The 26821-nt window shown below is 52.4% G+C and carries 23 protein-coding genes and 2 pseudogenes; 19 read left to right on the top strand and 6 right to left on the bottom strand.

Going from position 1 to position 26821, the window contains the following annotated elements; translation table 11 throughout:
- The 3 genes and pseudogenes from AWJ19_RS35515 to AWJ19_RS32005 all read left to right on the top strand — a co-directional run.
- Positions 1-204, top strand: a pseudogene (locus AWJ19_RS35515) (pyridine nucleotide-disulfide oxidoreductase); the annotation flags it as partial.
- On the top strand, positions 204-479 hold the full coding sequence (locus AWJ19_RS32000; protein ID WP_068729679.1) for a hypothetical protein: 276 nt from the start codon (positions 204-206) through the stop codon (positions 477-479). The pseudogene AWJ19_RS35515 and the gene AWJ19_RS32000, both read left to right, overlap by 1 nt.
- On the top strand, positions 476-820 hold the full coding sequence (locus AWJ19_RS32005) for a 4Fe-4S binding protein (RefSeq protein ID WP_068729681.1): 345 nt from the start codon (positions 476-478) through the stop codon (positions 818-820). The genes AWJ19_RS32000 and AWJ19_RS32005 overlap by 4 nt, the downstream gene beginning before the upstream one ends.
- A 144-nt stretch (positions 821-964) precedes the next feature.
- Here AWJ19_RS32005 and AWJ19_RS32010 read toward each other — a convergent pair whose 3' ends face one another.
- The gene (locus AWJ19_RS32010; protein WP_068729683.1) at positions 965-1507 is read right to left on the bottom strand and encodes a glutathione peroxidase; all 543 of its coding nucleotides are present in this window, start codon (positions 1505-1507) and stop codon (positions 965-967) included.
- 204 nt (positions 1508-1711) lie between these two features.
- Between AWJ19_RS32010 and AWJ19_RS32015 the strand changes: the two genes are divergently transcribed.
- The 6 genes and pseudogenes from AWJ19_RS32015 to AWJ19_RS32045 all read left to right on the top strand — a co-directional run bounded on the left by AWJ19_RS32015 (position 1712) and on the right by AWJ19_RS32045 (position 10000).
- The gene (locus tag AWJ19_RS32015) at positions 1712-2386 is read left to right on the top strand and encodes a Na-translocating system protein MpsC family protein (protein WP_068729685.1); all 675 of its coding nucleotides are present in this window, start codon (positions 1712-1714) and stop codon (positions 2384-2386) included.
- A 135-nt stretch (positions 2387-2521) separates the two neighbouring features.
- Positions 2522-2920: a response regulator gene (locus tag AWJ19_RS32020; protein WP_068729688.1), complete on the top strand. Its 399-nt coding sequence runs from the start codon at positions 2522-2524 to the stop codon at positions 2918-2920.
- 232 nt (positions 2921-3152) lie between these two features.
- Complete coding sequence (locus tag AWJ19_RS32025; protein WP_068729689.1) at positions 3153-5444, top strand: PAS domain-containing hybrid sensor histidine kinase/response regulator; 2292 nt, start codon at positions 3153-3155, stop codon at positions 5442-5444.
- A 495-nt stretch (positions 5445-5939) separates the two neighbouring features.
- The gene (locus AWJ19_RS32030) at positions 5940-7022 is read left to right on the top strand and encodes a bifunctional 3-deoxy-7-phosphoheptulonate synthase/chorismate mutase (protein WP_068729691.1); all 1083 of its coding nucleotides are present in this window, start codon (positions 5940-5942) and stop codon (positions 7020-7022) included.
- Between the two features lie 254 nt (positions 7023-7276).
- A pseudogene (locus AWJ19_RS32035) lies at positions 7277-8667 on the top strand (SulP family inorganic anion transporter).
- 457 nt (positions 8668-9124) lie between these two features.
- The gene (locus tag AWJ19_RS32045) at positions 9125-10000 is read left to right on the top strand and encodes a hypothetical protein (protein WP_068729696.1); all 876 of its coding nucleotides are present in this window, start codon (positions 9125-9127) and stop codon (positions 9998-10000) included.
- Positions 10001-10161: 161 nt separating this feature from the next.
- On the opposite strand, the gene AWJ19_RS32050 is transcribed toward AWJ19_RS32045, so the two are convergent.
- The gene (locus tag AWJ19_RS32050) at positions 10162-11172 is read right to left on the bottom strand and encodes a ketoacyl-ACP synthase III (protein ID WP_068729698.1); all 1011 of its coding nucleotides are present in this window, start codon (positions 11170-11172) and stop codon (positions 10162-10164) included.
- Positions 11173-11181: 9 nt separating this feature from the next.
- Positions 11182-11523, bottom strand: a complete 342-nt coding sequence (locus AWJ19_RS32055; RefSeq protein ID WP_068729701.1) for a hypothetical protein — start codon at positions 11521-11523, stop codon at positions 11182-11184.
- 263 nt (positions 11524-11786) lie between these two features.
- Here AWJ19_RS32055 and deoC point away from each other — a divergent pair, with 263 nt between their 5' ends.
- The 8 genes from deoC to AWJ19_RS32095 all read left to right on the top strand — a co-directional run bounded on the left by deoC (position 11787) and on the right by AWJ19_RS32095 (position 21130).
- Positions 11787-12464 carry a deoxyribose-phosphate aldolase gene (gene deoC, locus AWJ19_RS32060; protein WP_068729703.1) on the top strand — a complete coding sequence of 226 codons (678 nt, stop codon included), beginning with the start codon at positions 11787-11789 and terminating at the stop codon, positions 12462-12464.
- A gap of 109 nt (positions 12465-12573) precedes the next feature.
- Positions 12574-13092, top strand: a complete 519-nt coding sequence (locus tag AWJ19_RS32065) for a GNAT family N-acetyltransferase (protein WP_068729705.1) — start codon at positions 12574-12576, stop codon at positions 13090-13092.
- Positions 13093-13534: 442 nt separating this feature from the next.
- Positions 13535-14827, top strand: a complete 1293-nt coding sequence (locus AWJ19_RS32070; RefSeq protein ID WP_068729707.1) for a homocysteine synthase — start codon at positions 13535-13537, stop codon at positions 14825-14827.
- A 630-nt stretch (positions 14828-15457) separates the two neighbouring features.
- Positions 15458-16270 (top strand): hypothetical protein, encoded by an 813-nt coding sequence (locus AWJ19_RS32075; protein WP_128083749.1) that lies wholly within the window; start codon positions 15458-15460, stop codon positions 16268-16270.
- A gap of 882 nt (positions 16271-17152) precedes the next feature.
- Positions 17153-19117 carry a heavy metal translocating P-type ATPase gene (locus AWJ19_RS32080; RefSeq protein ID WP_068729711.1) on the top strand — a complete coding sequence of 655 codons (1965 nt, stop codon included), beginning with the start codon at positions 17153-17155 and terminating at the stop codon, positions 19115-19117.
- Between the two features lie 268 nt (positions 19118-19385).
- Entirely contained in the window at positions 19386-20327 is a 942-nt protein-coding gene (gene trxB / locus AWJ19_RS32085) for a thioredoxin-disulfide reductase (RefSeq protein WP_068729713.1), read from the top strand.
- Between the two features lie 27 nt (positions 20328-20354).
- Positions 20355-20588: a glutaredoxin family protein gene (locus AWJ19_RS32090; protein WP_068729715.1), complete on the top strand. Its 234-nt coding sequence runs from the start codon at positions 20355-20357 to the stop codon at positions 20586-20588.
- 101 nt (positions 20589-20689) lie between these two features.
- Positions 20690-21130, top strand: coding sequence for a GNAT family N-acetyltransferase (locus tag AWJ19_RS32095; protein ID WP_068729717.1), 441 nt, complete (start codon positions 20690-20692; stop codon positions 21128-21130).
- Between the two features lie 36 nt (positions 21131-21166).
- Here the strand turns inward: AWJ19_RS32095 and AWJ19_RS32100 are convergent, their stop codons facing one another.
- The 3 genes from AWJ19_RS32100 to AWJ19_RS32110 form a co-directional block, all read right to left on the bottom strand.
- The gene (locus AWJ19_RS32100) at positions 21167-21844 is read right to left on the bottom strand and encodes an HAD family hydrolase (RefSeq protein WP_068729719.1); all 678 of its coding nucleotides are present in this window, start codon (positions 21842-21844) and stop codon (positions 21167-21169) included.
- 110 nt (positions 21845-21954) lie between these two features.
- Positions 21955-22161 carry a hypothetical protein gene (locus tag AWJ19_RS32105; protein WP_042180881.1) on the bottom strand — a complete coding sequence of 69 codons (207 nt, stop codon included), beginning with the start codon at positions 22159-22161 and terminating at the stop codon, positions 21955-21957.
- Positions 22162-22292: 131 nt separating this feature from the next.
- Entirely contained in the window at positions 22293-23450 is a 1158-nt protein-coding gene (locus AWJ19_RS32110) for an ROK family transcriptional regulator (RefSeq protein ID WP_198536684.1), read from the bottom strand.
- Between the two features lie 291 nt (positions 23451-23741).
- Here AWJ19_RS32110 and xylA point away from each other — a divergent pair, with 291 nt between their 5' ends.
- Positions 23742-25061 (top strand): xylose isomerase, encoded by a 1320-nt coding sequence (gene xylA, locus AWJ19_RS32115; protein WP_068729723.1) that lies wholly within the window; start codon positions 23742-23744, stop codon positions 25059-25061.
- A gap of 211 nt (positions 25062-25272) precedes the next feature.
- Positions 25273-26769 (top strand): xylulokinase, encoded by a 1497-nt coding sequence (gene xylB, locus AWJ19_RS32120; RefSeq protein ID WP_068729725.1) that lies wholly within the window; start codon positions 25273-25275, stop codon positions 26767-26769.
- Positions 26770-26821 lie beyond the last annotated feature (52 nt).

Below are 26821 nucleotides of genomic sequence, written 5' to 3' on the forward strand. Positions count from 1 at the left end.
CACGCGCTGTCGCAGACGCGCCGGGCGGACAGCCGGCAGCTGCGCGCGCCGCTGTTGGGGCTTGCCGGCGGCGCCACGGCAAGCGGGACGCTGGACCCGAAGCCGCTGATCGCGGCGGTCCAGCAGGAGATCCTGCCGCTGCGGATCAATTATTTCCGCAGCGAGCCGGGGGTAGCCGGCCGCGCTCAGCGGCTGATAGCCTGATGCCCCATATCACCGGCCGCCCGCCGGCCACGGTACAGGGCATCGTGCAGTCCCGCGAAGCGGCGGCCATGCTGCAGGCCGGCCGCTGGATTTACACCGCTGCGCTGGCCCGGAAAGAGACCCGGGGGCTGCAGCGGCTGGAAGAATATCCGGCGCTGGACCCGCGCCAGACACACCGGCTGATCCTTTCGGGCATCGGTCAGATCAGAACCAGTACAGAGCAGGTCCCGCATGCCCGTGAGCTGCAGGCACCGAGAGAGGAGCAGGCGATATGATTGAACTGGTCAGCAAGGACCGCTGCATCGGCTGCAAGCTGTGTGTAAAGGTTTGCCCGACGAATGTTTTTGACATGCAGGGCAAGCTTGCCGTCATCGCCCGCCAGGAGGACTGTCAGACCTGCTTCATGTGCGAAGCCTATTGTCCAGTGAACGCGCTTTACGTAGCGCCACAGGGCGAGGTGTCCGTTCAGGTTGACGAACAAGAGCTGATTGCCTCCGGGCTGCTTGGCAGCTGGCGGGCGGAGATCGGCTGGAATCCGGGGGCAGAGGATACGATGGCAGAGCGGGATACGACGCCTTTCTTCGAGGTGTTTACTGAGGCCTACAGGGGCCAATAAAGGACTCCGGATATGTTTTTGCGGTAATGTCATGATTGTAAGCACCACATAACCGCACACTGCAAATAGGGTGTTCCGTAAGCCAGTGAATTCTGCGGCTTGGGAACACCCTATTAAAGTCGTCTGTCTATTCGGCAATTTATCCTACAGCAATTCCTCTACAGCCGGCTCGATATCCAGCGGATCAACCGGAGATTCAAACCGCTTAACGACATTACCTTCGCGGTCAATCAGGAATTTGGTGAAGTTCCACTTAATTTCATCATCCGCAAGTGAGGCAGGGTCCCGTTCCTCCAGCATTTTTTGCAGCAGCCTGCTGCCGGAGTGATCCGGATCGAAGCCGTCAAAGCCCGCCTCAGAGGTCAGATAGCTGAATAACGGATGCTTGTCCTGTCCTTTGACATCAATTTTTTCAAAAAGGGGAAAGCTAACCCCGTAGTTAATCTGGCAGAAAACATCCACTTCTTCATTAGAGCCGGGCTCTTCACCAAACTGGTTGCTTGGAAACCCAAGGATCTGAAAGCCGCGGTCCTGAAATTTCTCATAGAGCTTTTGCAGGTCCGAATATTGCGGGGTAAACCCGCATTTGCTGGCGGTATTCACAATCAGCAGGACCTTTCCCTTGTATTGCTCAAGGCTAATTTCTTTCCCGCGGATGTTGCGGGCAGTGTATGTATAAATACTCATGGCAGCTTCAGCCTCCCGGAATGAAAATAAACTATTTATATCGATTTAATTGTAAGCAATTTAATTACGCGTGTCAAACTAAATATTGATTTTTTTATGTACGAAGCAGGCTGTTAAGATTATACTAAGGTGAACGGACCGTTTCTTCAGCAGGCGGAGCGTCTCCCCGGTTATTTAAAAGAATATATTGCTGGAGGAAATTTGATGAGCACTACAGAACTTACTAGCCAACTTTCCAGTTTTACAGGAAGATTACTTAGAGAACGTTTCGGAAAAGGCCCCGAATCGATACACGCTTCCATCGGGCCGCAGTGCATCGCACTGCACATCCGGAATTTTATCGGGCCTGTAGAGCGGTTTCTGCTGAACAAAGAAGAAGAGCAGGCATTCCGTTATACACGGGAGCTTCTAATGAAATCCCTGCTTCCCGAGCTCTCGGCTTACCTGAAGGAAACGATGGCTATTGAGGTCAGTGAGATTTTTTATGATTGGGGTATACATAACGCTTCCGGGATGATTGTTGCCCTCCTCAAAAACGACGGAGTGGCCTGTGATCAATATGCCGGACGTGAAGAGGTACATGCCCAAATCAACGAAGTAAGCCGAAAGGTGCAGAAAGAACCCGAGTTTACCGACTCCTGGTGGCTGGGAACCCGTATTCTGATCATCAAGCGCGAAGGCATTCTGATTCCTCTGGAGAAGGAACTGATTGGTCTTGGCTATGAGAATACACTCAAAACGACCAAGCGAAAGATGGAAAAACGCTATCTGGAAGACACCACCACGATTGCGCCCATGCTGGGCAAAGAGCTGTCCGATATTTATGTAGATTGGGACTTTGATAAGGACACAAGTGTGATCGCATATACGTTTCACTAAACTATATATGGGCGGAAATGAGTCGGACATGCGAATGAGCCGAACATGAGCCGAAGAAGGGGGATAGGTCCCTTTCTTCGGCTTTTTCTCTTTTTCAATAATGGTGGACAGTAATTAATTGGGGGGATTCGGCAAATGGAGGAGTATCAGCAGAGCGTGCTGTACGTGGAAGATAATGAGCTGAACATGGCGTTGATGCATCATATCTTCAAAAAACATCTGCCCTCCGTATTGCTGCTGAAAGCCGAAACGGCCGAGCATGGACTGGAAATTGCAGCCCGTCAGCTGCCGGATCTGATTATTATGGATATCGGCTTACCCGGTATGAACGGATATGAGGCCATGGAAAGGTTAAGGTCTAACGAAAGTACAGGCCGGATACCTGTTATGGCCATCAGTGCTTTTGCACTGCATTCGGATATCGAGCAGGCCAGATCAATCGGCTTTGCTGCTTATCTTACAAAACCGTTCCAGGTTAAAGTCTTTACGCGTACCGTAAAAGAGCTGTTAACCGGAGGCCCTTATACTCCATAGGGCAGAAATTATAAGGTAGTATCCATGGTGGAGAGCTGGGGAGAGCTCCGTCTGATGGTCGGTTTGTCAGCAAAATGAAGTGATATGCTGTGCAGCCACTTTTTGTGTGGGAATGTGGTATTTTTTTCCTTCTAATAGCATTTGACTTTCGCCCGTGGATGCAAGATAGTAATATTACAGATTTTAATAACTCGAATTGCTTTTATTACACCACAAACGGGCGGTGGATCAGATGGTCAGACATCATCCAGAAGCGCTTTCCCACTTGGGGCAGGCGTATCGGGAGGGTACTGTCGGGGTAGCCTTTCTTTCTGTTGAGCAAAAATGGACAAGCGTCAGTCCGGAAGTAACCTCACTGTTGGGGTACACAGAGAAACAGCTGCTTGGGCATGATTTCAGGGAGTTTCTATACAATGATTCTGTGGAGTTATATAGCGGGAAAATGGGAGCTCTCCAGGCAAGTGGGGTTCCCTTTTTTGAAAGCGGAGTCGAGATGATCCACGCGCTTGGACGGGGAGTCCCGCTGCTTCTGCATATTATGCTCATCAGCGATCCGTCCAGCGGTGCTGCGCTATATTATATTGTTCATCTGACAGAGCGAAAAGAGGATACAGCTCTACCGGGAGGTTATGTCTCGGGGGATGAGCTGTACCGGCTGATTGCAGTCAATATGAGGGACATCGTCTACTATGCCACACCGGATCAGATCTGCCGGTATTGCTCGCCGTCGGTCCGGGAAGTGCTCGGTTATGAGCCGGAACAGCTGACCGGCCGCGATATAAGCAGTCTGATTCATCCGGATGATCTGGCACCTCTCAGCAGCCTAAGCGGTCCGCAGGCAGAGGAGATAGAGAGAATACAGCTGCGTGTCCTTCATGCTGACGGGCGCTACGTATGGATCGAATTCACGCTGCGCGCCCTGAAGGAACAGAACAGCCCGGGCATGCTCGCGGTAGGCCGGGACATCACGGAACGCAAAAACGTCGAACAGAAGCTTCAGGAATCGATCGAGCGCTATACCTCACTCAAAAAATATAATCATGATGCCATCATCTCACTGGATCTTTGCGGTAACATCATCAACGGCAACGAGCAGGCCTGCCAGCTGACAGGCTACACCATCCCTGAACTGGCCGGCATGAGCGCTGCCAGAATTATCGGGGAACAGCAGCTTGATGAAGTACTCAACTATAGCGGAGCCAATGGCGGCAGGGAGCAGGATATCGAGGTTGTCTGGCACAAGGACGGCCACAGCGTCGAAGTACTGACTTCCATTGCCCCTATTATTATTAATAAGGCCAAGGTAGGATTCTATATTATTGTTAAGGATATTACCGAACAGAAGAAGCTGCTGATTGCCAAGGAGACGGCGGAGAGCACGAACCGGGCCAAGAGTGAATTCCTGGCGATGATGAGCCATGAAATCCGTACGCCGATGAACGGTGTGATCGGGATGACAGATCTGCTGCTTGATATCAGTGAGCAGGGCTCTGTACAGCGGGAATATCTGGAGATCATCCGGCAGAGCGGCGACACTCTTCTGAGTATCATTAACGATATTCTGGATTTCTCCAAGAATGAGGCAGGCAAAACCGAGCTGCATGAGCAGCCCTTTGTGCTCAAAGACTGCATAGATTCTGTGCTGGAGCTGTTGCTCCGCAAAGCAGAGGTCAAAGGCCTGTCCATGACGGTCCACATTGATCCTGATGTGCCCGGAACCGTGATCGGGGATAGTGACCGGCTCAAGCAGGTGCTGCTTAATCTGGTCGGCAATGCGGTGAAGTTTACTTACACCGGAGGTGTAACAGTCAAGGTCTCTCTGCTTGAACAGCAGGCGGGTCAGACCAGGCTGCATTTCAGCGTAGCCGATACCGGGATCGGGATTCCCGAGGATTTCCGGGACCGGCTGTTTGAGCCGTTTGTCCAGCTGGATCACTTTATGGGACGGCGGCATGAAGGTACAGGACTGGGGCTGGCGATTGCCAAGCAGCTGGTCGAACTGATGGGCGGGTCCATCCGCTTGAATACCAGCGTGCGGCAGGGGGCAGAATTTGAGTTTACGGTCAGGCTTCGTCTGCAAAACGGCCTGTCTGAAGAACAAGAGGGTGCATTGCCTGCTGCCTCAGGTCAGGTCAGCCGGGTTCTGCGGATACTGGTCGCTGAGGATAATGAGATTAATCAGATTGTGCTTCGCAAAATTCTGGAGAAACGCGGCTACGCTGTAGATGTTGTGACTGATGGTCTCGGGGTTGTACAGCTGGCAGGAACCACAGACTACGATCTGATCTTTATGGATGTGCAGATGCCGGGAATGAACGGGCTGGAAGCAACCCGGGTCATCAGGCAGTCGCTCTCCGCGGAGCGCCAGCCGGTGATCATCGCAGTTACGGCCAATGCGCTTAAAGGTGACCGCGAGCTCTGTCTGGAGGCGGGGATGGACGAGTATATCAGCAAACCGCTGCGCAGTGAAGCTGTTACTAACCTGATCAGCAAATTTTTCAATGATTCAGGCGGTATAATTTAGTCACTCTACGGGGCTGACAGCTCAAAAAGGCTTCAGTCCATTTAGTGATGTTGATTTATTGCGCTAAAGCTGCAAAACGGTGCAATAAACCATTGCATCCTGTACACATTTTGATTAAGATAGCAGAAACCGGCGCGGTATGCGCTGGATATGAAGCTAACGACTATGACGAAGAGAGTAAGTGTTATATACGGATCTTAACAGGGAAGGTGTGCCGGAGACTGAGAGCACCCTCGGGAGACGTTTAATACTGAAGTTCACTTCCGAGTCGGCCCCTGAAGTATCTGCTGCAGCATTTATGCGTAGGTGGGTCCGTGCCCCGCGTTAACGGGTGTAAGACAGAGTTGGTCCAGGTCTGAAGAATGGCAATGCCGTTTCTTCCGCCATACATTGGGCCAGTCTCTAAATAAGGGTGGTACCACGGCTCCTCGTCCCTTGCGACGGGGGGCTTTTTGCGTTCATAAATTCAAATATTCAAGAGGGAGTGGAAGGTAAATGACTAACGTGGAACTGGATGAATTGAGAGCGCGCCTGGATGAGATTAACGGACAGCTGCTGGAGCTGATCTCTGAGCGTGCGCAGGTTGTACAGGAAATTGGAGTTGTAAAGGAAAAGCAGGGTGTGCCGAAATTCGATCCGGAACGTGAAAAGGCGATGCTGGAGAAGCTTGTAGCGAGCAATAAAGGACCTTTCACCGCGGGAACGATCCGCAGCCTCTTCAAACAGATTTTCGCTGCTTCTCTGGATCTGCAGTCTGCTGAGCACAAGAAAAGCCTGCTGGTCAGCCGGAAAAGCCACAAGGAAGACACGGTTATTGTCCTTCCGGGGGATATTGCCATCGGCGGACTGTCCTCAGTTATGGTTGCCGGACCTTGCTCCGTAGAGAGTGAGCAGCAGACCCGCACCGTTGCTGCGGCACTGCAAAAGGCCGGAATCAAGGTAATGCGCGGCGGCGCCTTCAAGCCCCGGACTTCACCCTATGACTTCCAGGGGCTTGGCATGGACGGACTGCGCATCCTCCGCGAAGCTGCTGATGAATATGGCCTGCTGACGATCAGTGAGATCGTTGACCCGGCCCATCTGGAGCCTGCACTGGACTATGTGGATATTATCCAGATCGGTGCACGCAACATGCAGAACTTCGAGCTGCTGAAGGCGGCCGGAGAGCTGAACAAGCCGGTGCTGCTGAAGCGGGGGCTTGCGGCGACAATGGAAGAATTCCTGCATGCAGCTGAATATATTATGTCACGCGGCAATACCCAGGTTATGCTGATTGAACGCGGAATCCGCACTTATGAGAAATGGACGCGCAATACACTTGATATATCGGCAGTACCGATTCTCAAGCAGGAGAGCCATTTGCCGGTTCTGGTCGATGTTACACACTCCACCGGACGCAAGGATATCCTTATTCCTTGTGCCAAGGCTGCGCTTGCCGCCGGTGCCGACGGTATTATGGTAGAGGTTCATCCCGATCCGGCCACAGCGCTCTCCGATGCGGCGCAGCAGCTGAACATCGAGGAGTTCAACACCTTCTTCAGCGAGGTTAAGGCTTCCGGGCTGTTCCGCCAAAATTAAAAATAACCGGATTTACAAGGAAACAGCAGGATTTGTGAGGAATGGCCTGAAACAACCGCTTACAAGTGCATATGTAACTTTTGTGGGGATTAAGGGATGTCGGGTACAATGGGGAACATTGGCGTTGCACCGGACCGGGACATCTGAGGGATGTACCCATCACCTTAACAGACACAGGAGGAAACAGCATTTTGAAGCAAAATCAATTGAATAACGGCTGGTTTTCCAACACCAGAAGTGATGTATTGTCGGGCATGACCGTTGCCATAGCGCTGATTCCGGAAGCAATCGCGTTCTCGATCCTGGCCGGAGTCAGCCCGATGGTCGGCTTGTACGCCTCCTTCTGCATTGCGGTAGTCACTGCACTCGCCGGCGCCGGCCCGGCATGATTTCGGCAGCAACCGGAGCTATGGCCCTGCTCGTCGGCAGCCTTGTGCTGAATCACGGCATCGAGTACCTGTTCGCGGCGACGATTCTCTGCGGAATCTTTCAGATTCTGATGGGCGTGCTGAAGCTGGGCAGGTTCATTACCTTCCTGCCGCAGCCGGTTATGACCGGTTTTGTCAACGCGCTGGCGATTCTGATCTTTATGGCCCAGCTTGTACATTTTGAGGGACAGGGCTGGGTGATGTATGCCCTGGTGGCCCTGACACTGGTTATTATCTACACGGTTCCGCGTTTTACAAAGGCGGTGCCGTCAGCGCTTGTGGCTATTATTATTGTATCGGTGCTCAGTATTATGCTGGACCTTGATGTGAAAAGGGTAGGGGATATGGGGGAGATTACCTCGGCCCTTCCGCTCTTCCATCTTCCGCAGCTGCCGCTTACGCTGGACATGCTGCTGACCATTCTGCCGTATTCCTTGTCACTCGCCGCAGTGGGTCTGCTTGAATCGCTGATGACGGCAACGCTGATCGATGATATTACGAATACTCCGAGCGATAAGAACCGCGAGGCCAAAGGCCAGGGGCTGGCGAATATCGTCACCGGCTTCTTCGGCGGTATGGCAGGCTGTGCTATGATCGGCCAGTCTATGGTCAATATGAAATCGGGCGGACGGACCCGCCTGTCCACCTTTGTATCCGGGGTTTTCCTGCTGATTCTGATTCTTGTGCTCGGGGATGTGGTCAAGCAGATCCCGATGGGTGCACTGGTCGGAGTCATGATCATGGTCTGCATCAGCACCTTTGAGTGGAGCTCCCTGACCTCACTGATCCGTGTTCCGCGTGCGGACGCCCTGGTGATGATCGTTACGGTAGTGACAGTAGTGGCTACAGACAATTTGTCGATCGGTGTACTGTTCGGTGTTCTGCTCAGCGCACTTTCCTTTGCCTGGAAAATGGCTTCAATCAGCCTGAATGTCCATACGGCCGGAAATACCGTTACTTATACAGTCACGGGACAGCTGTTCTTTGGAACGACCAGTCATTTTGTCCAAGAGTTCAATTACGAGGCCGATCCGGAGCAGATTGTCATCGACTTTAGCCATTCCCATGTATGGGATCAGTCAGCCGCCGGAGCGATTGCCAAAACCATCAGCAGATATGAGGCTCTGGGCAAAAAAGTAACCATTACCGGCTTAAACGAACAAAGCACACAGCTCATTGACCGCATCGGGCTTGGCTTGTCCGGCGGACATGTTTAACCGGGGTTGATTATACCAGGACAGACAGCTTTCTCTACGGAGAGAGCTGTTTTTTTGTTTAGAACAGCTTTGGATTCAAGTTCCGTTTCTACCCGCGCCGGTGTGGGTGGAGCCAAATGGGCCAAATGAAGGGCAAAAATGCCTCTGATTTCGCCTCACGGAGCCGAATGGGCCAAATGAAGGGCAAAAATGCCTTTGATTTCGGCCTGCGGAACCGAATGGGCCAAATGAAGGGCAAAAATGCCTCTGATTTCGGCCTGCGGAACCGAATGGGCCAAATGTGTGAAATGAACTGGTGTTTAAAAGTATTCCTTGGTGTCAGATGCGTTTGTATTAAGAGTTGCAGTCAGAAATGCAACAACATTGTAGTCGCAAGGCATCTATATCGTTACCTTTGCCAGCGGGGGGATGCGTATACTTTTAGGTAATAATTCCACTAAGCCAGAGGTGTCACCCGATGAACATCATTCCAAAAGCGGCCGCACTTCTGGCCGTACTGTTCCTTCTTACCACAGGATGCGGATTTTCCGGCAGCAATGATGCAGAACAGTCTCCTGTTATAGGGCCCGTTAACACGGCCTCGTTACCCGACTATGACGCCCCGGCGTCCATTCCCGCTGCTGAGCCATTCACACCTGCAGCTCCGGACCAGGTAACAGTAACCACACCAATTCTGCCCCCTGACCATACGCAGCTGGAAGCTATCATCACACTGGACTGGCAGGAAGCGAAGCTGCCGCCGCAGCCCGAAGCGTCATTAACAGGAATTCCTTCGGACGCTGAGACGGTGTCAGTGCAGCGGCTGAAGGATTTTGGCGGAACCGAAATCACCTTTTATACCCTTCCGGGAGATGAGGACTATGTGTATGCTGACCTCAGGACATCTGGAGCCCATTACAGCCTCGGTCCGGCCGGTACCTATAATTACCGTAAAGCGGAGGATCTGAATGCAGCAGCGGTCAGTGCCTTTAACGGTATAGCTATAAAAATCACCGGAGGGCTGGGGGCCAACTCAACGCTCAGCAGTTACTACACGATAGATAAGGCCGGAATACCGGCGGGAATCCTACAGGTGGATACCGGACATACCCATGAAGCTGATGTTGACCGGGATGGAAGTGCTGAAGTAGTGTCTGCCCACGGTACACCCATGGCTGCCTATGTGTACCGCTGGCATGACGGACATGCCGAGGAGGCATATCTAAATGATGCCCTGCAGGCGGATTCCGTGTTACTAAGGGACGATCTGATCTATGAAGCCGCTGACTTGGGTGAATCCGCAGCAGAGGAATACCAGCTTACTTCCGAAGGCTTGACCCTGCAGACCCCATAGACGGACGGTGGTCTTTTGCCCGAGGGTTTATTTTGTGACGGATCGGGACACAGGAGAAGGCACCGGCATCGATGTTTATATAAAAGAGAGCCTTACCCGCAAGTTGTTCCGGGCAAGGCTCTCTAAACAGCCGCATCGGCAGGCTTATCCGAGCTGCTGAATCAGTATTGATATAACATTGTAGGAATCTGCCAGCCGGCCCCTACAGACCAGAAGATAATATGATCCCCGCGCTGAATCCGTCCTTCCTCCACCCCGCGCTGAAAAGCGATGAACGGGCTGCTGGTCGCTGTATAGCCGAACTCGCCGCCAACATAGATAAACCTTTCAGCCTCAGCTTCCAGTCCAAGGCCTTTTCGGATCAGCTCGATATTCTTCAGCGAAAACTGCGAAAGGCAAAATGCGGAAATATCTCCGGCAGCAAGACCGTTCCTGTCCAGCAGCTCCTTAATGTCATTAACCGCTGCTTCAACACATACGGAACCGTCGAAGGGATTCCAGCGGAGCTTGATATCATCCGGCGTTATGCCCTCCCGGTAAATGCCGGACAGTCCGCAGGCCGGAAAGGTAATACTCTCCCAGATTGCGGAATCGGTATAGTATATGGAGTCCTTGAAGCCCAAAGCCTCCGGGGTCCGCTCCAGAATGACAGCCGCAGCGGCATCCCCGAAATTGGGATATGTAATCTCATCGTCTGTCCTGCAATTAATGGAGCTGTAGTCGCTGCCGACAATCAGCGCGTAGCGGATGCTGCGGTTAGCCTGCATATAACGGCTGGCCTGCTCAACAGCGGTTACCATCCCTGCACAGTTGGCATTGGAATCGAGTGTAATAGCACGGTGCTTGCCGCCAAGCCGGTGATGCAGCAGCAGGGCATTGGTCGGGTACGTATATTCCGGTGTCTGTGAGGCGAATACGATCATATCAAGATCCTCACCCGCCAGCCCGGCATCGGCCAGGACTTTTTGTGCTGCCTCATAACCCATAGTTAAAGCATTCTCATGTTCGTCCTTAATAATATACCTTCGCTCACGGCCCATCATTTCCAGAAACCTCTTGATATCCTTGCCTAGAGCGGCGAAGTGCTCCAAGTAATAATCATTGTCTACCACATGCTGCGGATGATAATAAGCGGCATTGCAAATTCTGATATTGTCTCCGGTATGCTCCATGAGCTTCACCTACACTTCAATAATTTCGTAATTTTCAAGTTTGGTGCTGCGGGCGACCCGGCTGAGCTGCATTTTGAGGATCGGGCTCTTAGCGATGGTAAAGATCACCTTTTTGAAGCCGGACTGCTGATACAAAAGATAGCACTGCTCCAGCATAGGCAGTACATCAGCAGTGGAGACATTCAGTTTGGTGCAATCCAGCACAATGTCGTACCGGGAAGGATCGAACTGGCTCACAGTCTGATTGTATTCCTGGATAAAACGTCCGGCATCCTCCTCCGACATTGTTCCTTCCACTTGTACATTTAGAATAGCTTCTGCGGAATTTGTTGCAAAATTAAAGCTTCCCATCTGTCCAAACATCTCCTTATCACTAGATAAATGTTAAAAAAAGGTATTCATAATCACTCATTTATTATAACGATTGCAGCTGTTTTGATAAGGGATATTTTTCATATTTAACCTTTTTATTTTTTAAATTAATAAATAGGATTTAGATTTTATGCCATTAAGCTCCCGGGAAGGATGCCGGTGGCCCTTTTGCTTTCCAAAGCAGGCCACTATTGGTATGATTACAAGGTGTGAGAACATCTACAACCATGGAGGAATTAACAATGAGTGAGAACACAATATCCCGGATCATAGATCATACGCTGCTCAAAGCGGATGCCCGCAAAGAAGATATCATCAAGCTGGCGGAAGAAGCCAAAACCTACAAATTTGCGTCTGTCTGCGTCAACCCGGCGTGGGTTGCGGTAGCCCATGAAGTGCTGAAGGATACTCCTGAAGTAAAAGTATGCACCGTAATCGGCTTCCCGCTGGGAGCTTCAACTCCGGAGACCAAGGCTTTTGAAACAACCAATGCCATTGCAAACGGTGCCGGCGAAGTAGATATGGTCATTAACATCGGCGCTCTGAAGGACGGGGACGACGAGCTGGTGCGGCGTGATATCGCGGCTGTTGTTGAGGCGGCACGCGGCAAAGCGCTGACCAAAGTCATTATCGAGACTTGCCTCCTGAGTGAAGAAGAAAAGGTTCGCGCCTGCAAGCTAGCTGTAGAAGCAGGTGCAGATTTCGTGAAAACCTCGACGGGCTTCTCTACAGGCGGAGCAACGAGGGAAGACATCGCGCTGATGCGTGCAACCGTAGGTCCTGACATCGGTGTAAAAGCTTCCGGCGGAGTTCGCAGCAGCGAAGACGCGCTGATCATGATCGGAGCGGGCGCAACCCGGATCGGAACGAGCGGCGGGGTAGCCATTGCCAAGGGCGAGCAGAGCCAGAGCAGCTACTAATAAGCAGGTTTTTTAGCGGCAGGACAAGCAGGGGAACATTATTTTATATTGTTCTCCTGCTTATTTTTCATATCAGGAACGTGAATTTGGCAGGTCGGGAGGAAGACGGATGGAGGGAAAGTTTGTTTTTCCGGAGCTGGAAACGGAGCGTTTATACATAAGGGTGTTAAAAGAAAGCGATAGTGCAGCGGTGTTCCGGCATTTTGCGGATGAAGAGGTTACGCGGTACATGGACATTCCCCCGTGCAAAGATATGGCGGAGGCATCAGAGATTATCCGGTTTCACACCGAGGATTCCGGCTGCCGCTGGGGACTCTTTGATAAGGCAAGCGGGCAGCTGGCAGGGACCTGCGGTTTTCACTGCTGGGTAACCGGTACGCAGGCCAGGGCAGAAATCGGCTACGATCTGTCTACAGCCTGGTGGGGCCGGGGGCTCATGACAGAAGCTATTACACAGGTGATCAGGGTGGGCTTTGAACAAATGGAACTGGAGCTCATTGAAGCAACTGCCGATCCGGCAAATGAGCGCTCAGCCCGGCTGCTGGAGCGGCTGGGGTTTCATCGCAAGGAGGAGCTAGTAGACAGCCTGGTGTATTATTTTTTGCCGAAGCCGCCGGCAGGAGCATAATGGGGAGATTTGTTTCGCAGCTGGAGTGCTTGGAGGAGTAGGTCAGAGTAGCGCGAGTGAGCTGTGGGCAGCGGCTGATGAGGCTGAAAGCAAGTGGGGAGCTGAGCCGGGGGATACAGCCATACGTTTATGTCCACTGCACGCCAAATGCAGTTAAACCGTAAGCAAGAAGAAACATAGCTTAATTTGTTGTACAAACTGCAGTTATGGTGATTGTCAGTAGGTGAAATGGTTCAATAATAAAATGTAAGCGTGTACTTTCGTGCTGATTTAGGCTAATCTGGAAGGAAGAGTACGGTTAGAGTGGATATTTTATAAATATAATAAAACACACCGGATTAATGGGAATTTTTGCTTCCCAAATAACATCATTTGTGAGAGAATAGTTACAATTCTTAATTGTTAATGTTTGCCACCAATGATAACAGGGGAGGAAATACAAATGTCAGAAGACCGTAAGCTGTCGTTCGAAACTTTGGCTGTTCATGCCGGCCAGGAGATTGATCCCACTACACTATCGCGTGCAGTACCGCTTTATCAGACCACTTCCTATGGTTTCCGGGATGCCGAGCATGCTGCCAACCTGTTTGCTCTGAAAGAATTCGGCAATATTTATACGCGTCTGATGAATCCGACTACTGATGTGTTCGAGCAGCGGATTGCTGCGCTTGAAGGCGGGGCAGGCGCGCTCGCGACGGCTTCCGGACAGGCGGCTATTTCCTTCTCGATTTTGAATATTGCCGGTGCGGGCGATGAGGTTGTATCCTCAGCGAGCCTGTATGGCGGAACGTATAATCTCTTCTCAACCACTCTGCCTAAGCTGGGAATTAAGGTCAAGTTCGTGGATTCCGATAACCCGGAAAACTTCCGCGCTGCCATTACGGATAAGACCAAGGCGCTTTATGCCGAGACTATTGGTAATCCGCAGGGGAATGTGCTGGACATTGAAGCTGTTGCAGCAATTGCCCATGAGCATGGCATTCCGCTGATTGTTGACAATACATTCCCGAGCCCGTACCTGCTGCGTCCGATTGAGCACGGGGCAGATATCGTGGTTCATTCGGCTACCAAATTTATCGGCGGACACGGTACTTCAATCGGCGGCATTATCGTTGACGGCGGTAAATTTGACTGGAAGGCAAGCGGCAAATTCCCGGGCCTGACCGAACCGGACCCGAGCTATCACGGGGTCGTGTACACGGAAGCGGTAGGACCGATTGCTTATATTATCAAAGCACGCGTCCAGCTGCTGCGTGATCTGGGAGCCGCGATTTCACCGTTTAACTCCTGGCTGCTGCTGCAGGGGCTTGAAACGCTGCATCTGAGACTGGAACGCCACAGCCAGAATGCACTCCAAGTGGCGCAGTTCCTGGAAAACCATAAAGATGTAGAGTGGGTCAGCTATGCCGGTCTGCCAAGCCATCCTTCCTACGCGCTTGCGCAGAAATATCTGCCTAAGGGCCAGGGGGCCATCCTCACCTTTGGTATTAAAGGCGGCACTGCTGCGGGTGTCAAGCTGATAGAGAATGTGAAGCTGTTCTCCCACCTGGCTAATGTCGGCGATTCGAAGTCGCTGATCATTCATCCTGCAAGCACTACCCACCAGCAGTTGTCCGCTGAAGAGCAGACAGCTGCAGGCGTTAAGCCAGAGCTTCTGCGCCTGTCGATCGGTACGGAAGCAATCGATGATATCCTGCATGATCTGGAGCAGGCAATCGCTGCAAGCCAGCAGTAAGACAAAATCAATTTGCGCTACTACAAAGGGTCTCTACCGTGCCCGTCTTTGTTCAGCCTAAAGATTTGAGCTGAATGAAGGGAGCGCGGCAGAGACTTTTTTTCGTATTATTAGGTCAACCAGAAACTACTGGTTGGCCTATTTTGTTGTGTCTGGCTGTACGGAGCCTGGTGTTGGCAGTGCATTCAGAGCACCCTTATACTCGCTGATTATCATTTTGCTCCGGGGTGACTTGCTGTTGTATGCCTGTTAATTGAGACCGCTTGCATATTTCCGGGGCTGCTTCAGTATTTATAAGATGTAGAAATGTTAAATGCCGGAAACAGCACGGATCTGCAGGACACATCCGGCAGCAATCCAAAGCCAAAAAAGGTGGGTGCGGAGATGAAGGGTGAACGACAGCAGGATCACAATCGCGATAATGGAGAGCGCCCGTTCAAGTATAGTGCTGCTGACCGGGCGCTAGGAGTGGAGATGAGCCAGGCTGCATCTGTAGCTTCCGCTGCCGCGGAGTTTATCACCGCAGAAAAGGGGGCTAAGGGGGCAGAACCGTCCGGCCGTGCCTATCTGAGGCGGACCGGAGAGCGCCCTGCCTTCCTGGTATTGCGTGAGGGGCAAGGAGACCGGCCTTTGCTGCGGGATGAATCCGGTGCCTTCCCGGCTGGTCCATGCCTGATCCGGAGTGAAGAATGGCTTCAAACGCCGGAGCTGGCCGGATTATATGAATGCTGGCTGTATAGCGAGGATGCGCTTCAGGCCGAGCGTACCCTGCAGCGCATTTATTACCGGCTGCGGGCTGCTTCCGCTGCCCTGCTGGAATCGGCGGACAGCATCTGGGCCGCTGTCACATTGCTGCACACGCCGGAGCTGGCAGTCCGGCCCGGCAAGCTGAAGGAGCTGCAGGACGTGCAGCTCGAAGCCTTATTCGCCGCCGTGGCGGCGAACCAGCGGCTGGGCAGCGACAGCCGCATCGATCTGCTGGCGCCGTACCCCGCCAGCAGTGCTGAATTCGCGGTGCAGCGCGAATTCATCGAGGACGTGGCCGAGCAGACCCTCGGCCACGCTTACGCGGCGGCGTGCAGCATCGGGGCGCGTATCGCCCCCGGTATGCCGCCCGCCGCCGCGGGGGAAATCGCGCGCATCGCCGATTTCCTGGTGCTGGACGGCGCGGCGGAGCCTGCCGCGCCGGAGGAGCCCGCCGCCGCGGACTTCGTCCTGGCGGCGGAAGCCGCGCTTGCCGCCGTGCGGCGCGTGAAGCCGGCGGCTGTGGTGCTCGCCGCCGGGGCGCCGGCGGCGGGAGCGCTTGCCGATCTGTACCGGATCGGCATGAGCGGGATCTTTTGCAGCGCCGGCCAGCGGACGGAGGCGCTGCTGCGGGCGGCCTGCCTGACCTGGATGGCCCGGCAGGACAACACCGACACAGCCGCCGAAGGATGGCTGTAGGCTTGCAGCTCCTGAGGTCTGCCGGTAGGTAATATATGCACTTCAACAATTCATACACTTATCTTGGCGGTATCCTGCTTAAAAGCGGGATGCCGCTTTTTTTTATTGTTAGGAATACAGCAAATGAGCTGAAGCCGCCGGGAAGCCGGAATAGGAGTGAAAGGAATGCGACTATGTCGTATTTCTTGTTCGGCAACCAATCTGCAGGGGCTCGCTAATCTAACTAATTGGAAAAACTCCATCTATTTCAGGGCAATATACAAAAAGAGATGCGATTAGGTGGAAAAACGTCAATTAATTCTACGGTTTTTACTACAAATGGAGCTTACAGTCAAAAATAAGTGTTATTTTTCCACCTAATGACCTGAAATGTCGAGTAACAATAGAATTAGTTGGCAAAAATCCACTTAGCTGCAGGGGCAGCACTAGTCTAGTCAATTTTTCAATTAAAGGGTTCTTATATTCTCTCTGGTTTGCCTGCTCTTTACTTACATTCAGCTAATCACCGATCAACCGGGGAATAACCGGTTATGAGAGGGCTTATACAAGGTTAAATAGAGCCCCTGATTATGGAAATCCGTAAATCTGACACATTCATTCAGGAATTCAGGCTAACCACAGGTTTACTTTCACGCATAAAGTGGTATAGTATAGGTATAAGTTGCACTGAGGAAATATATTTGCAATAGCACAACAATGATTATCATTCTCATTTACCATGCTGTCCCGGCTGAGCCGGGGCAGCATGTGTCATTTTAGGGGCTGTAATAATGGCTCTCATTCTCAGTAAGGCTGAACAGGCACTTAACCAGTTAGCAGCCGGCAAGCTGCCGGCCACACCCCGGGGTTCATCCCCAAATACATTCAGGAAGGTGATTAACTATGCAAGCAACATCCAAACAACTCCCTAAATCAACAGCCCGCGAGGGTACCGGTCAGCAGCCCCGGGCGCCTAAGCCGCGGCGGTTTGACCCGGTAGCTATGCTCAGTAATCCGGAAATGCAGGCTGCGCTAGGCAGCGGGCTGCTGATGCTTATAGCCTGGGCAGCCAGCGGCTGGTCAGAAGTACTATCCGTAATACTCTATGTAATTTCATATACAGTAGGCGGCTGGATCAAGGCCAAGGAAGGTGTAGAGACGCTGGTCAAAGAGCGTGACCTCGACGTCAATCTGCTGATGATTGCCGCTGCACTGGGGGCGGCAGCGATTGGCTACTGGAATGAAGGTGCGATGCTGATCTTTATTTTTGCCATGAGCGGAGCGCTGGAGAGCTACACAATGGAACGCAGCAAAAAGGATATTTCCGCGCTGATGGCACTGAAGCCGGCAACGGCGATCCGCATTGAGCAGGGAGCGATGAGTGAGGTGCCGATTGACCAGCTGGCGGTAGGCGATCTGCTGCTGGTCCGTCCGGGTGAGCTGATTCCGGCGGACGGCAAGGTGTGCCGCGGGGAGTCTTCCGTTAATCAGGCCTCCATCACCGGCGAATCGCTGCCGGTCGAGAAGGCGGCCGGCAATGAAGTATTTGCGGGGACAGTCAATGGAGAAGGTCCGCTGTACATCGAGGTTACGACTGCTGCTGAGGATACGCTTTTTGCCAAGATCATCCGGATGGTCGAGGAAGCAGAGACGGAAGTGCCCGATTCGCAGCGCTTCATTAAACGCCTGGAGTCTGTTTATGCCCGGGTTGTTGTTATCGCTACTGCAGCGCTGATTATCCTGCCGCCGTTTGTGCTGGACTGGAGCTGGAGCAACACCTTCTATAAAGCGATGGTGTTCCTGGTGGTCGCATCTCCGTGCGCCCTCGTTTCATCGATCATGCCCGCCATGCTGTCGGCCATCTCCAAAAGCGCACGCAAAGGCATTTTGTTCAAAGGCGGCGTCCATCTGGAGAATATGGCAAAGGTGAAGGTGGTCGCTTTTGACAAGACGGGGACGCTGACTAAGGGGGTGCCGCAGGTCACTGATCTGATTGCCGGAGAAGGCTACAGCCGTAAGGAGCTGCTGGCCGTCAGTGCTTCCATTGAAAAGCTGTCCAGTCATCCGCTGGCAGAAGCCGTTGTCCGGCTGGCCGAAGAGGAGCAGGTGGAGCTGTACAGCACGGAAGAGAACAAGTCCGTGACCGGCTGGGGAATTGAAGGGCGCATTGACGGCAGGCTGTGGAGAATCGGCAGATCGGATATCCTCGATGAGCAGGCACCGGCGGAGGCTGCCGGTTATGCACAGTGGACAGCTGTCCGGGAGCAGCTGGAGAGTGTAGGCAAAACCGTTTCGCTGATCCTGGAGGAAGAGCGGATCGCCGGGATGATCGCTTTGCAGGATACGGTACGTCCGCAGGCGGCAGCCGCTGTGCAGAAACTGCAGAGGCTGGGAGTCAAAGTGGCTATGCTGACAGGAGACCGGAAGGCCGCGGCAGGTGTGATGGCCGGCAAGACTGGAGTGGATCTGGTATTTGCCGATCTTTTGCCGGAGGATAAGGTTACCCGGATCAAGGAGCTGCGCGGGCAATACGGGCAGGTCGTGATGGTCGGCGACGGCGTGAATGATGCTCCTGCACTCGCAACAGCTACAGTAGGCATCGGCATGGGAATGAAAGGCAGCGGCGCTGCACTGGAAATTGCCGATGTTGTATTGATGAATGACAATATCGAAGAGATTGCCTCGACCATTGAGCTGGCCCGCAGAACGCAGCGGATTGTGAAGCAGAATATGATTTTTGCGGTGACAGTGATTGTTACACTGATGCTGAGCAACTTTTTGCAGGGGATTGCCCTTCCGTTCGGCGTAGTCGGCCATGAAGGCAGTACCATCCTGGTCATACTGAACGGGCTGAGGCTGTTAAGATAATGAGCTGCGAACAGCGGATATAGTCCGGAGAATGGGCCGATCCGAACATAAAAATCATTAGTTCAATCTATATAATAAGGGTAACAATCCTGCTTCAGGAAAATTAATTGTTTAAAATTGAATTGTTCACAAAAAAGGTCCATTCGCACGAGTCTGGCATATTGACATATTCCCTTGAGATGATCATAATAAATACTACATTATAATTATTTTAATTAAGGAATTGCAGATCCGGCGCTCAGCCGTCCATCTCAAGGAGGATATCATTATGTACAAATCCATTATTGTTGGTACCGGACCGGCCGGACTGACTGCTGCTATTTATCTGGCCCGTGCCAACCTTAACCCGCTGGTTATTGAAGGCCCGCAGCCGGGTGGACAGCTTACCACCACAACTGAAATTGAGAATTTTCCGGGATTCCCTGAAGGGATTATGGGACCGGAACTTATGGACAATATGCGTCAGCAGGCTGAGCGCTTCGGTGCGAAGTTTATTACCGGCTGGGTGAACAGCGTGGAGCTGGGTGACCGCCCGTTCAAGCTGCATGTAGAAGGAATGGGTGAGCTGGTAACGGATACCCTGATCATCTCCACCGGTGCAACAGCCAAGTACCTCGGCATTCCGGGTGAGCAGGACAATATCGGCCGCGGGGTCAGCACATGCGCTACCTGTGACGGATTCTTTTTCCGCGGTAAAGAGATTGTCGTTGTCGGCGGCGGAGATTCCGCACTTGAGGAAGCGGGCTTCCTGACCCGTTTTGCATCCAAGGTCACCCTGGTACACCGCCGTGAAGAACTGCGCGGCTCCAAGATTATGCAGGAGCGTGTACGCGACAACAATAAAGTAACCTGGGGCCTCAACCGCACTCCGCTGGAAGTAGTAGCCGGTGATAAAGGCGTAACCGGACTTAAGGTGCTGAACAATATAACCGGTCAAGAAGAACTGATTGAAGCAAGCGGTGTATTCGTAGCCATCGGGCATCATCCGAACACTTCTTTCCTGGGCGGACAGATCACAACCGATGCTAACGGATATATCGTAACCAATCCGGGTACTTCCGAGACGAACATTCCGGGGGTCTTCGCTTGCGGCGACGTGCAGGATACCCGTTACAGACAGGCGATTACTGCAGCAGGCAGCGGATGTATGGCAGCAATGGATGCCGAGAAATATATTGAAAGCCTGGAGCACAGCGCTGTTATTCTGTAATACCAAACCTTTAGGAGGGAACATCCGATGGAAAATGTAATTGTGTATACATCCACCAATTGTCCGCACTGCCGTCAGGTCAAAAGCTTCCTGAGTGAAAAAGGCGTACCCTACGAGGAGCGCAACATCGAGCAGAACGATGACTTTGCCCAGCAGGTATGGGATATGGGAATGAGAGCAGTACCTGTAACGGTAATCGGCGATTTCAAAATCGTAGGCATGAATAAAACCCAATTCGCAAAAGCACTGGCAACTGTATAAGCAACCGTTGTTCATTATAGAATATGTACCGGCCGCTTCCTTAACGGGGGCGGTCTTTGCTTTCGCTTCGTGATTCAACTTCAAAGGGGGGGCTGTGTGTCTTGTTAATATGCTTAAGGGATTATTGGAACCAGGACGCGGTGATGGAGCTGCTTGCCCTGTGTATGGCTGATGGGAAAGAGGCTGCGGAGCAGGAGATGAACCGGTATTTTACCGGTGATTCGAGGGAGCTGTTCGGCTGTTTTATAAATGGGGAGCTGAGCGGAATTACAGGGCTGCAGCGGCATAATGAGCATACGGTAGAAATTAGGCATATTGCCGTGAAGCCGGAATGGCAGGGCAAAGGAATCGGGCGGGGAATGATTGCCGAGGTCAGCCGGGCAGCCGGGATCGAGACGGTTACGGCGGAGACGGATCATGAGGCTGCCGGATTCTACAGAAGCACGGGCTTTGCCGTTACCAGCCTGGGTGAAAAATACCCCGGAGTCGAACGCTTTGCCTGCGTATTGTCCGTAAATGCACTGGCGCAGAGCAGAATGTGAGCTCTTTTAACTGCAAAGTCTGGCTTTATCAGATTATCAAGGTGATTGGGTTGTGTAGTGCTGAATTATATTTATCAATTCTTCTAAATCATCCACTATAGCATCAGCATCAGTAATAGCATCAACCGGTCCATTTCGTTTCCAGACCGCCTTCATTCCAGCGTCACGGCTTGCCCGTATATCGTTTTCCGGGTGATCTCCAACAAAGAGAGCCTTATCGGCGGTTACTCCAAGTTTAGCCAATGCACGATTGAAAATAGCTTTATCAGGCTTCCGCAGTCCTTCCCACTCAGATATTAGTACCTCGTCAAATAGATGTTCGATATGTAAGGCCTTGAAGTTATCATATTGGAATTGGCCAAAACCGTTTGATACCAAGGCTAACTTTATGTCTTGTTCCTTTAACGCGGTAAGCATCTTTAGCAGGTTCGGAAAACCTGTACAATGCTTATGAAAGTTCTTTATGTAGTCATTTAAAAGTAATGCCCAGTCCATATTTTGAATGGAAAACTCATGTAGAAGCTGTTGATATACTTTATCCTTCCATACGTAACCATGATTATCAAGTTCAATAAAACGTTGAACAAAGATTTCTTCGGCAACGGTTTGAAGCTCCGGGTAACGATTATATTGATCTCTTACAAATATAGATAGTGATGAATCCCGGTCCAGCAATGTTCCGTCCAAATCAAAAAGAACCGCAGCGATAATCATTGTTTCTGTGTCTCCTCTAGATTCAATATTTTAAAAGGCCATGCCGTCCCTTCCGGGGCGGTATGGCCTTTTCTCTTGGACCCGCATGAACATCCATCCGGTAATATACGTTAAGTAAACATGTGGGTGATAGACATGACAACCTGAAAAACACCATAGACAGCGGCACCGCTGATAATCAGCATGATGCCTGACTTTTTCTTTGATTGAAACAGGCGCAGTACACCGAGGCTGACCAAAGGAGCGATAATGAGTAAAAGCAGCAGCACAGTGATGAACATCTGCGCCGAAATGTCAGATGTATCAACATAGGTCATAAACTCACTCTCCGTTCAGGGAAAAACCAGTGTGACATATATCACACTTATATGAGTTTAATTATAAAACATTCCTGCTGTTTTTGCTGCACCCAAGCTGCCCTAATTGCGGCAATTTTACGTCAATTTATTTATAGGGTTACCCGGATATTGCCGAGAAAATGCATGACGGCCGAGAATCCGGCGCCGATTACGGTTCCGCGGCTGCCCAGGCGGGAGAAGGTAATCTCCAGCTGCTGCTTGTGGTAGGGGAGCGTGCGCTCGGCTACGACCCGGCGCAGCGGCCCGCCCAGCCAGGGCTCAGCCTCCGATAACGCTCCGCCGATAACAATCAGCTCCGGATTGAAGCTGTTGATCAGATTGGTTACGCCGATCCCCAGATATTCCCCGATCGAGGCGAAGTGCTGCAGAACATCCGGCTGCCCGGATATGGCGTGACGGACAAGCTCGCCCGTTGTGCGTGCAGGCAGGGAGAGGCCCGGATTGTCATACGTTTTCTCCGAGGCATACAGCTCCCAGCATCCGCGGCTGCCGCAGCTGCAGGGCTTGCCCTGGGCTTCAATCGTCATGTGGCCGGTCTCTCCGGCATAGCCGCGCGCGCCCTTGTACAGCTCTCCGCCGATAATAATCCCCGAGCCGATCCCTGATCCGGCACTGATGTACAGAAGGTGCCGCACATCGCGCGCCGCACCGAAATTCAGCTCGCCCTGCGCACCGGCATTTGCTTCATTGTCAATGGTAACAGGCACCGCGAAGCTGCTCTCCAGCATGCCCCGCAGATCGACCATTTCCCAGCCAAGGTTGGGGGCGAACAGCACAATTCCGTCATCGACCATGCCCGGAACCCCTACGCCGATCCCTACAATGCCATAGTGGGAAGGTGGAGCCTGGGCGATTAGTCCGCTGATGATGCTCTTCATCTGCTCCAGCACATAAGGGAAATCATGTGCAGCCAGCGGGCAGTCCACCTCCTGCAGAACTCCTCCATCCAGATCGCACAGCACGGCGGTAAGCTGCTTCACCCGCAGCTCAATGCCGATGACGCTGCCTGCCGTGGCATTAAAATGCAGGATCAGCGGCTTGCGCCCGCCGCTCGACTCCCCGGGCCCGGCTTCGGTAACCAGCTCCTGGGTACACAGCTCGGCAACCAGATTGGAGACGGTGGCTTTATTAAGGCCGGTCATCTCGGACACCCGGGCCCGCGAGACGGGGGCGTGCATGCGGATTGTATGTAGAATAAGCGATTTATTGATCTTTTTGACCAGTGCCTGGTCGGCAGTAACCTTCACGCAGTACACTTCCTTTTTTGACAACGTTCTCATTAACATATGACCTTTAGTCTAGTGCGATGTCTGTTAAAAAGCAACAGGCTTTGCAGCGGCATCCCGGAAAAAAAGCTGCAGATAAGTACAGCAGGCTTACGCATACGTGCAGCCGCAGGCGGGTACTTTATGGTCAGGCTCCGCAGTGAAAAAAAAGTTTTTAAAACTTTGTTTAACCAATATACAAAGTCAAAAAGATGTGTTAAGATGATGCTGTAAACGCTTGCGGGCGAAGCAAAATAGAGGAGGATTTTACTAATGGCTTATTTCGAAACAGTAGGCAAGATCTCTTATGAGGGCAGCCGTTCCACTAACCCTTACGCATTCAAATTCTACAATCCGAAAGAAATCGTAGCCGGCAAAACGATGGAAGAGCATCTGAAATTTGCAATGGCATACTGGCATACATTAACAGCAGGCGGTTCCGATCCGTTCGGCGCTGAAACAGCAGTCCGTTCCTGGGATAAGCTGAGCACACTGGACAAGGCTAAGGCACGTGCAGAAGCCGCTTTCGAATTCATGGAAAAGATGGACCTGCAATACTACTGCTTCCACGACGTAGACATCGCTCCGGAAGGCGCATCCCTGCGTGAGTTCTACAGCAACATCGACACCATCGTGGACATCCTTGAACAGGGCATGAAGGCTTCCGGCAAAAAACTGCTGTGGAACACAGCCAACATGTTCACCAACCCGCGCTTCATGCACGGTGCAGGCTCCACCTGCAATGCTGATGTGTTCGCACACGCAGCTGCACAAGTGAAGAAGGGTCTGGAAGTTGGTAAACGTCTGGGCGCTGACAACTATGTATTCTGGGGCGGCCGTGAAGGCTACGAAACCCTGCTGAACACAGATATGTCTCTTGAGCAGGACAACATTGCCCGCCTGTTCAGCATGGCAGTAGATTACGCTAAGGAAATCGGCTTCGACGGCCAGTTCCTGATCGAGCCTAAACCGAAAGAGCCTACCAAACACCAATATGACTTTGACGCTGCAACCTGCATTGCGTTCCTGCAGAAATACAATCTTGAAAAGCACTTCAAGCTGAACCTTGAAGCCAACCATGCCACACTGGCAGGACACACCTTCGAGCACGAGCTGCGTGTAGCACGCATCAACGGCATGCTGGGATCGCTGGATGCGAACCAGGGCGATCCGCTGCTGGGCTGGGATACAGATGAATTCCCTGCAAGCATCTATGACGCTACCCTGACACTTTATGAAGTACTGAAGAACGACGGACTCGGCAAAGGCGGTATCAACTTCGACTCCAAGGTACGCCGTCCTTCCTTCGAGCCTGAGGATCTGTTCCTGGCGCACATCTCCGGTATGGACGTTTATGCCAAAGGTCTGAAAGTGGCTGCCAAGCTGATCGAAGACCGCGTATTCGATGACTTCATCGCTAAACGTTACAGCAGCTTCACTGAAGGCGTAGGCGCTGATATCGTATCCGGCAAAGCTACTCTGGCTTCCCTTGCTGACTATGCGCTGAACAACGAAAATCCGCGTCCGAACCAATCCGGACGTCAAGAGCTGCTGAGAGCTACTCTGAACCAGTACATTCTTACTGTAGAGTAAGCAGAACTGCCGGATTAGCGGCTCTGCCGCTGGTTCCTCTATAACTAACGCAACGGGGGTTGCTGAAGAAAGCATTCTTCGGCAGCCCCTTTTCTTGTTCAAATGAATTAGATATGCTATTTATATCCAAAGAGAATGCTTACGAAGCAAGTTATATTGCGAAGATTAAACAGTGAAGATTATGCTTCATATATCTTTTAGGAGGCCAACTATGAAATATGTAATCGGTGTCGATCTCGGAACGAGCGCGGTAAAGACGGTACTCGTTGATCCGCAGGGAAAGGTAGCCTTTGAGCATTCGGAGGCTTATCCGCTTAGCCGGCCGCAGCCAAACTGGAGCGAGCAGAATCCGGAGGATTGGGTGCAGGGAACGCTGGTCAGCCTGCGCAGGCTGATCGAAACATCGGGTGTTGATCCGTCACAGGTAGACGGGCTCAGCTTCTCCGGCCAGATGCACGGGCTGGTGCTGGTGGACAGCGAGGGCAAGGTGCTGCGTCCGGCCATTCTCTGGAATGATACGCGGACTACGGCGCAGTGCCGCAAGATTGAGAAGACGCTCGGAACGAAGCTGATCGACATCGCCAGAAACAAGGCGCTGGAAGGCTTCACGCTGCCGAAGATTCTCTGGGTTCAGGAGAACGAGCCTGAGGCACTGGAGCAGGCTCATCAGTTCCTGCTGCCTAAGGATTATGTGCGCTTCCGGCTGACCGGTGATTATGCGATGGATTACTCCGATGCAGCCGGTACACTGCTGCTTGACGTGGGTGCGAAGCAGTGGAGCCCGGAGATTGCCGAAGCCTTCTCCCTGCCGCTGTCCCTGTGCCCGAGACTGGTGGAATCGTTCGAGCAGACCGGAACGCTGCTGCCTGAGATTGCTGAGGCTTCCGGGCTGCTGACTTCGACGAAGGTATTCGCCGGCGGTGCCGACAATGCCTGCGGCGCGCTGGGTGCGGGGATCCTCGGCGAAGGCCGGACCATGTGCAGTATCGGCACTTCCGGTGTTGTGCTTTCCTATGAAACCAACAAGGATCTTAACCTCGAAGGCAAGGTTCATTTCTTCAACCACAGTGAGAAGGATGCCTTCTATATCATGGGCGTAACACTGGCGGCAGGTCACAGTCTCACCTGGTTCAAAGAAACCTTTGCCGCAGAGAAGAGCTTTGATGAGCTTTTGTCCGGCGTTCCTTCCGTTCCGGCAGGAAGCGGCGGTCTGCTGTTCACCCCGTACATCAGCGGTGAACGCACGCCGCATCCGGATGCCAACATCCGCGGCAGCTTCATCGGCATGGATTCCGGCCATACCCTGGCTCACTTTACACGTTCGGTGCTGGAAGGCATCACGTTCTCGCTGCGCGAGTCAATTGAGATCGTGCGTGAATCGGGTAAAGAGATTACGGAAATCATCGCCATCGGCGGCGGTGCGAAGAATGAAGCCTGGCTGCAGATGCAGGCCGATATTTTCAATGCTTCCATTATCAAGCTGGAAAGCGAGCAGGGTCCTGCGATGGGCGCGGCCATGCTGGCAGCGTACGGCAGCGGCTGGTTCGCATCGCTGGGTGAATGCGCCGAAGCGTTCATCCGGCCGGCAGAAGTATTCAAACCGAATGAGAAAGAGGTAGCAGTCTATGACGGACTGTTTGCTCTTTACCAGGAAGTATACGGACAGACCCGCGGTCTTAACGACAAGCTGGCGGCATACCGCCAATAATAGCTGGAGCTTAGCCGCAATAAGAATTTATATGTTCTACGCTATCAATAAT

The sequence above is a fragment of the Paenibacillus sp. DMB5 genome (assembly GCF_001517085.1).
Taxonomy (GTDB): domain Bacteria; phylum Bacillota; class Bacilli; order Paenibacillales; family Paenibacillaceae; genus Paenibacillus_AQ.

Bases quoted from the DNA above. Each gene is read 5' to 3' on its own strand.
- AWJ19_RS32000 (WP_068729679.1), top strand. From the start codon at position 204: ATGCCCCATATCACCGGCCGCCCGCCGGCCACGGTACAGGGCATCGTG.
- AWJ19_RS32005 (WP_068729681.1), top strand. From the start codon at position 476: ATGATTGAACTGGTCAGCAAGGACCGCTGCATCGGCTGCAAGCTGTGT.
- AWJ19_RS32010 (WP_068729683.1), bottom strand. From the start codon at position 1,507: ATGAGTATTTATACATACACTGCCCGCAACATCCGCGGGAAAGAAATT.
- AWJ19_RS32015 (WP_068729685.1), top strand. From the start codon at position 1,712: ATGAGCACTACAGAACTTACTAGCCAACTTTCCAGTTTTACAGGAAGA.
- AWJ19_RS32020 (WP_068729688.1), top strand. From the start codon at position 2,522: ATGGAGGAGTATCAGCAGAGCGTGCTGTACGTGGAAGATAATGAGCTG.
- AWJ19_RS32025 (WP_068729689.1), top strand. From the start codon at position 3,153: ATGGTCAGACATCATCCAGAAGCGCTTTCCCACTTGGGGCAGGCGTAT.
- AWJ19_RS32030 (WP_068729691.1), top strand. From the start codon at position 5,940: ATGACTAACGTGGAACTGGATGAATTGAGAGCGCGCCTGGATGAGATT.
- AWJ19_RS32045 (WP_068729696.1), top strand. From the start codon at position 9,125: ATGAACATCATTCCAAAAGCGGCCGCACTTCTGGCCGTACTGTTCCTT.
- AWJ19_RS32050 (WP_068729698.1), bottom strand. From the start codon at position 11,172: ATGGAGCATACCGGAGACAATATCAGAATTTGCAATGCCGCTTATTAT.
- AWJ19_RS32055 (WP_068729701.1), bottom strand. From the start codon at position 11,523: ATGGGAAGCTTTAATTTTGCAACAAATTCCGCAGAAGCTATTCTAAAT.
- deoC (WP_068729703.1), top strand. From the start codon at position 11,787: ATGAGTGAGAACACAATATCCCGGATCATAGATCATACGCTGCTCAAA.
- AWJ19_RS32065 (WP_068729705.1), top strand. From the start codon at position 12,574: ATGGAGGGAAAGTTTGTTTTTCCGGAGCTGGAAACGGAGCGTTTATAC.
- AWJ19_RS32070 (WP_068729707.1), top strand. From the start codon at position 13,535: ATGTCAGAAGACCGTAAGCTGTCGTTCGAAACTTTGGCTGTTCATGCC.
- AWJ19_RS32080 (WP_068729711.1), top strand. From the start codon at position 17,153: ATGCAAGCAACATCCAAACAACTCCCTAAATCAACAGCCCGCGAGGGT.
- trxB (WP_068729713.1), top strand. From the start codon at position 19,386: ATGTACAAATCCATTATTGTTGGTACCGGACCGGCCGGACTGACTGCT.
- AWJ19_RS32090 (WP_068729715.1), top strand. From the start codon at position 20,355: ATGGAAAATGTAATTGTGTATACATCCACCAATTGTCCGCACTGCCGT.
- AWJ19_RS32100 (WP_068729719.1), bottom strand. From the start codon at position 21,844: ATGATTATCGCTGCGGTTCTTTTTGATTTGGACGGAACATTGCTGGAC.
- AWJ19_RS32105 (WP_042180881.1), bottom strand. From the start codon at position 22,161: ATGACCTATGTTGATACATCTGACATTTCGGCGCAGATGTTCATCACT.
- xylA (WP_068729723.1), top strand. From the start codon at position 23,742: ATGGCTTATTTCGAAACAGTAGGCAAGATCTCTTATGAGGGCAGCCGT.
- xylB (WP_068729725.1), top strand. From the start codon at position 25,273: ATGAAATATGTAATCGGTGTCGATCTCGGAACGAGCGCGGTAAAGACG.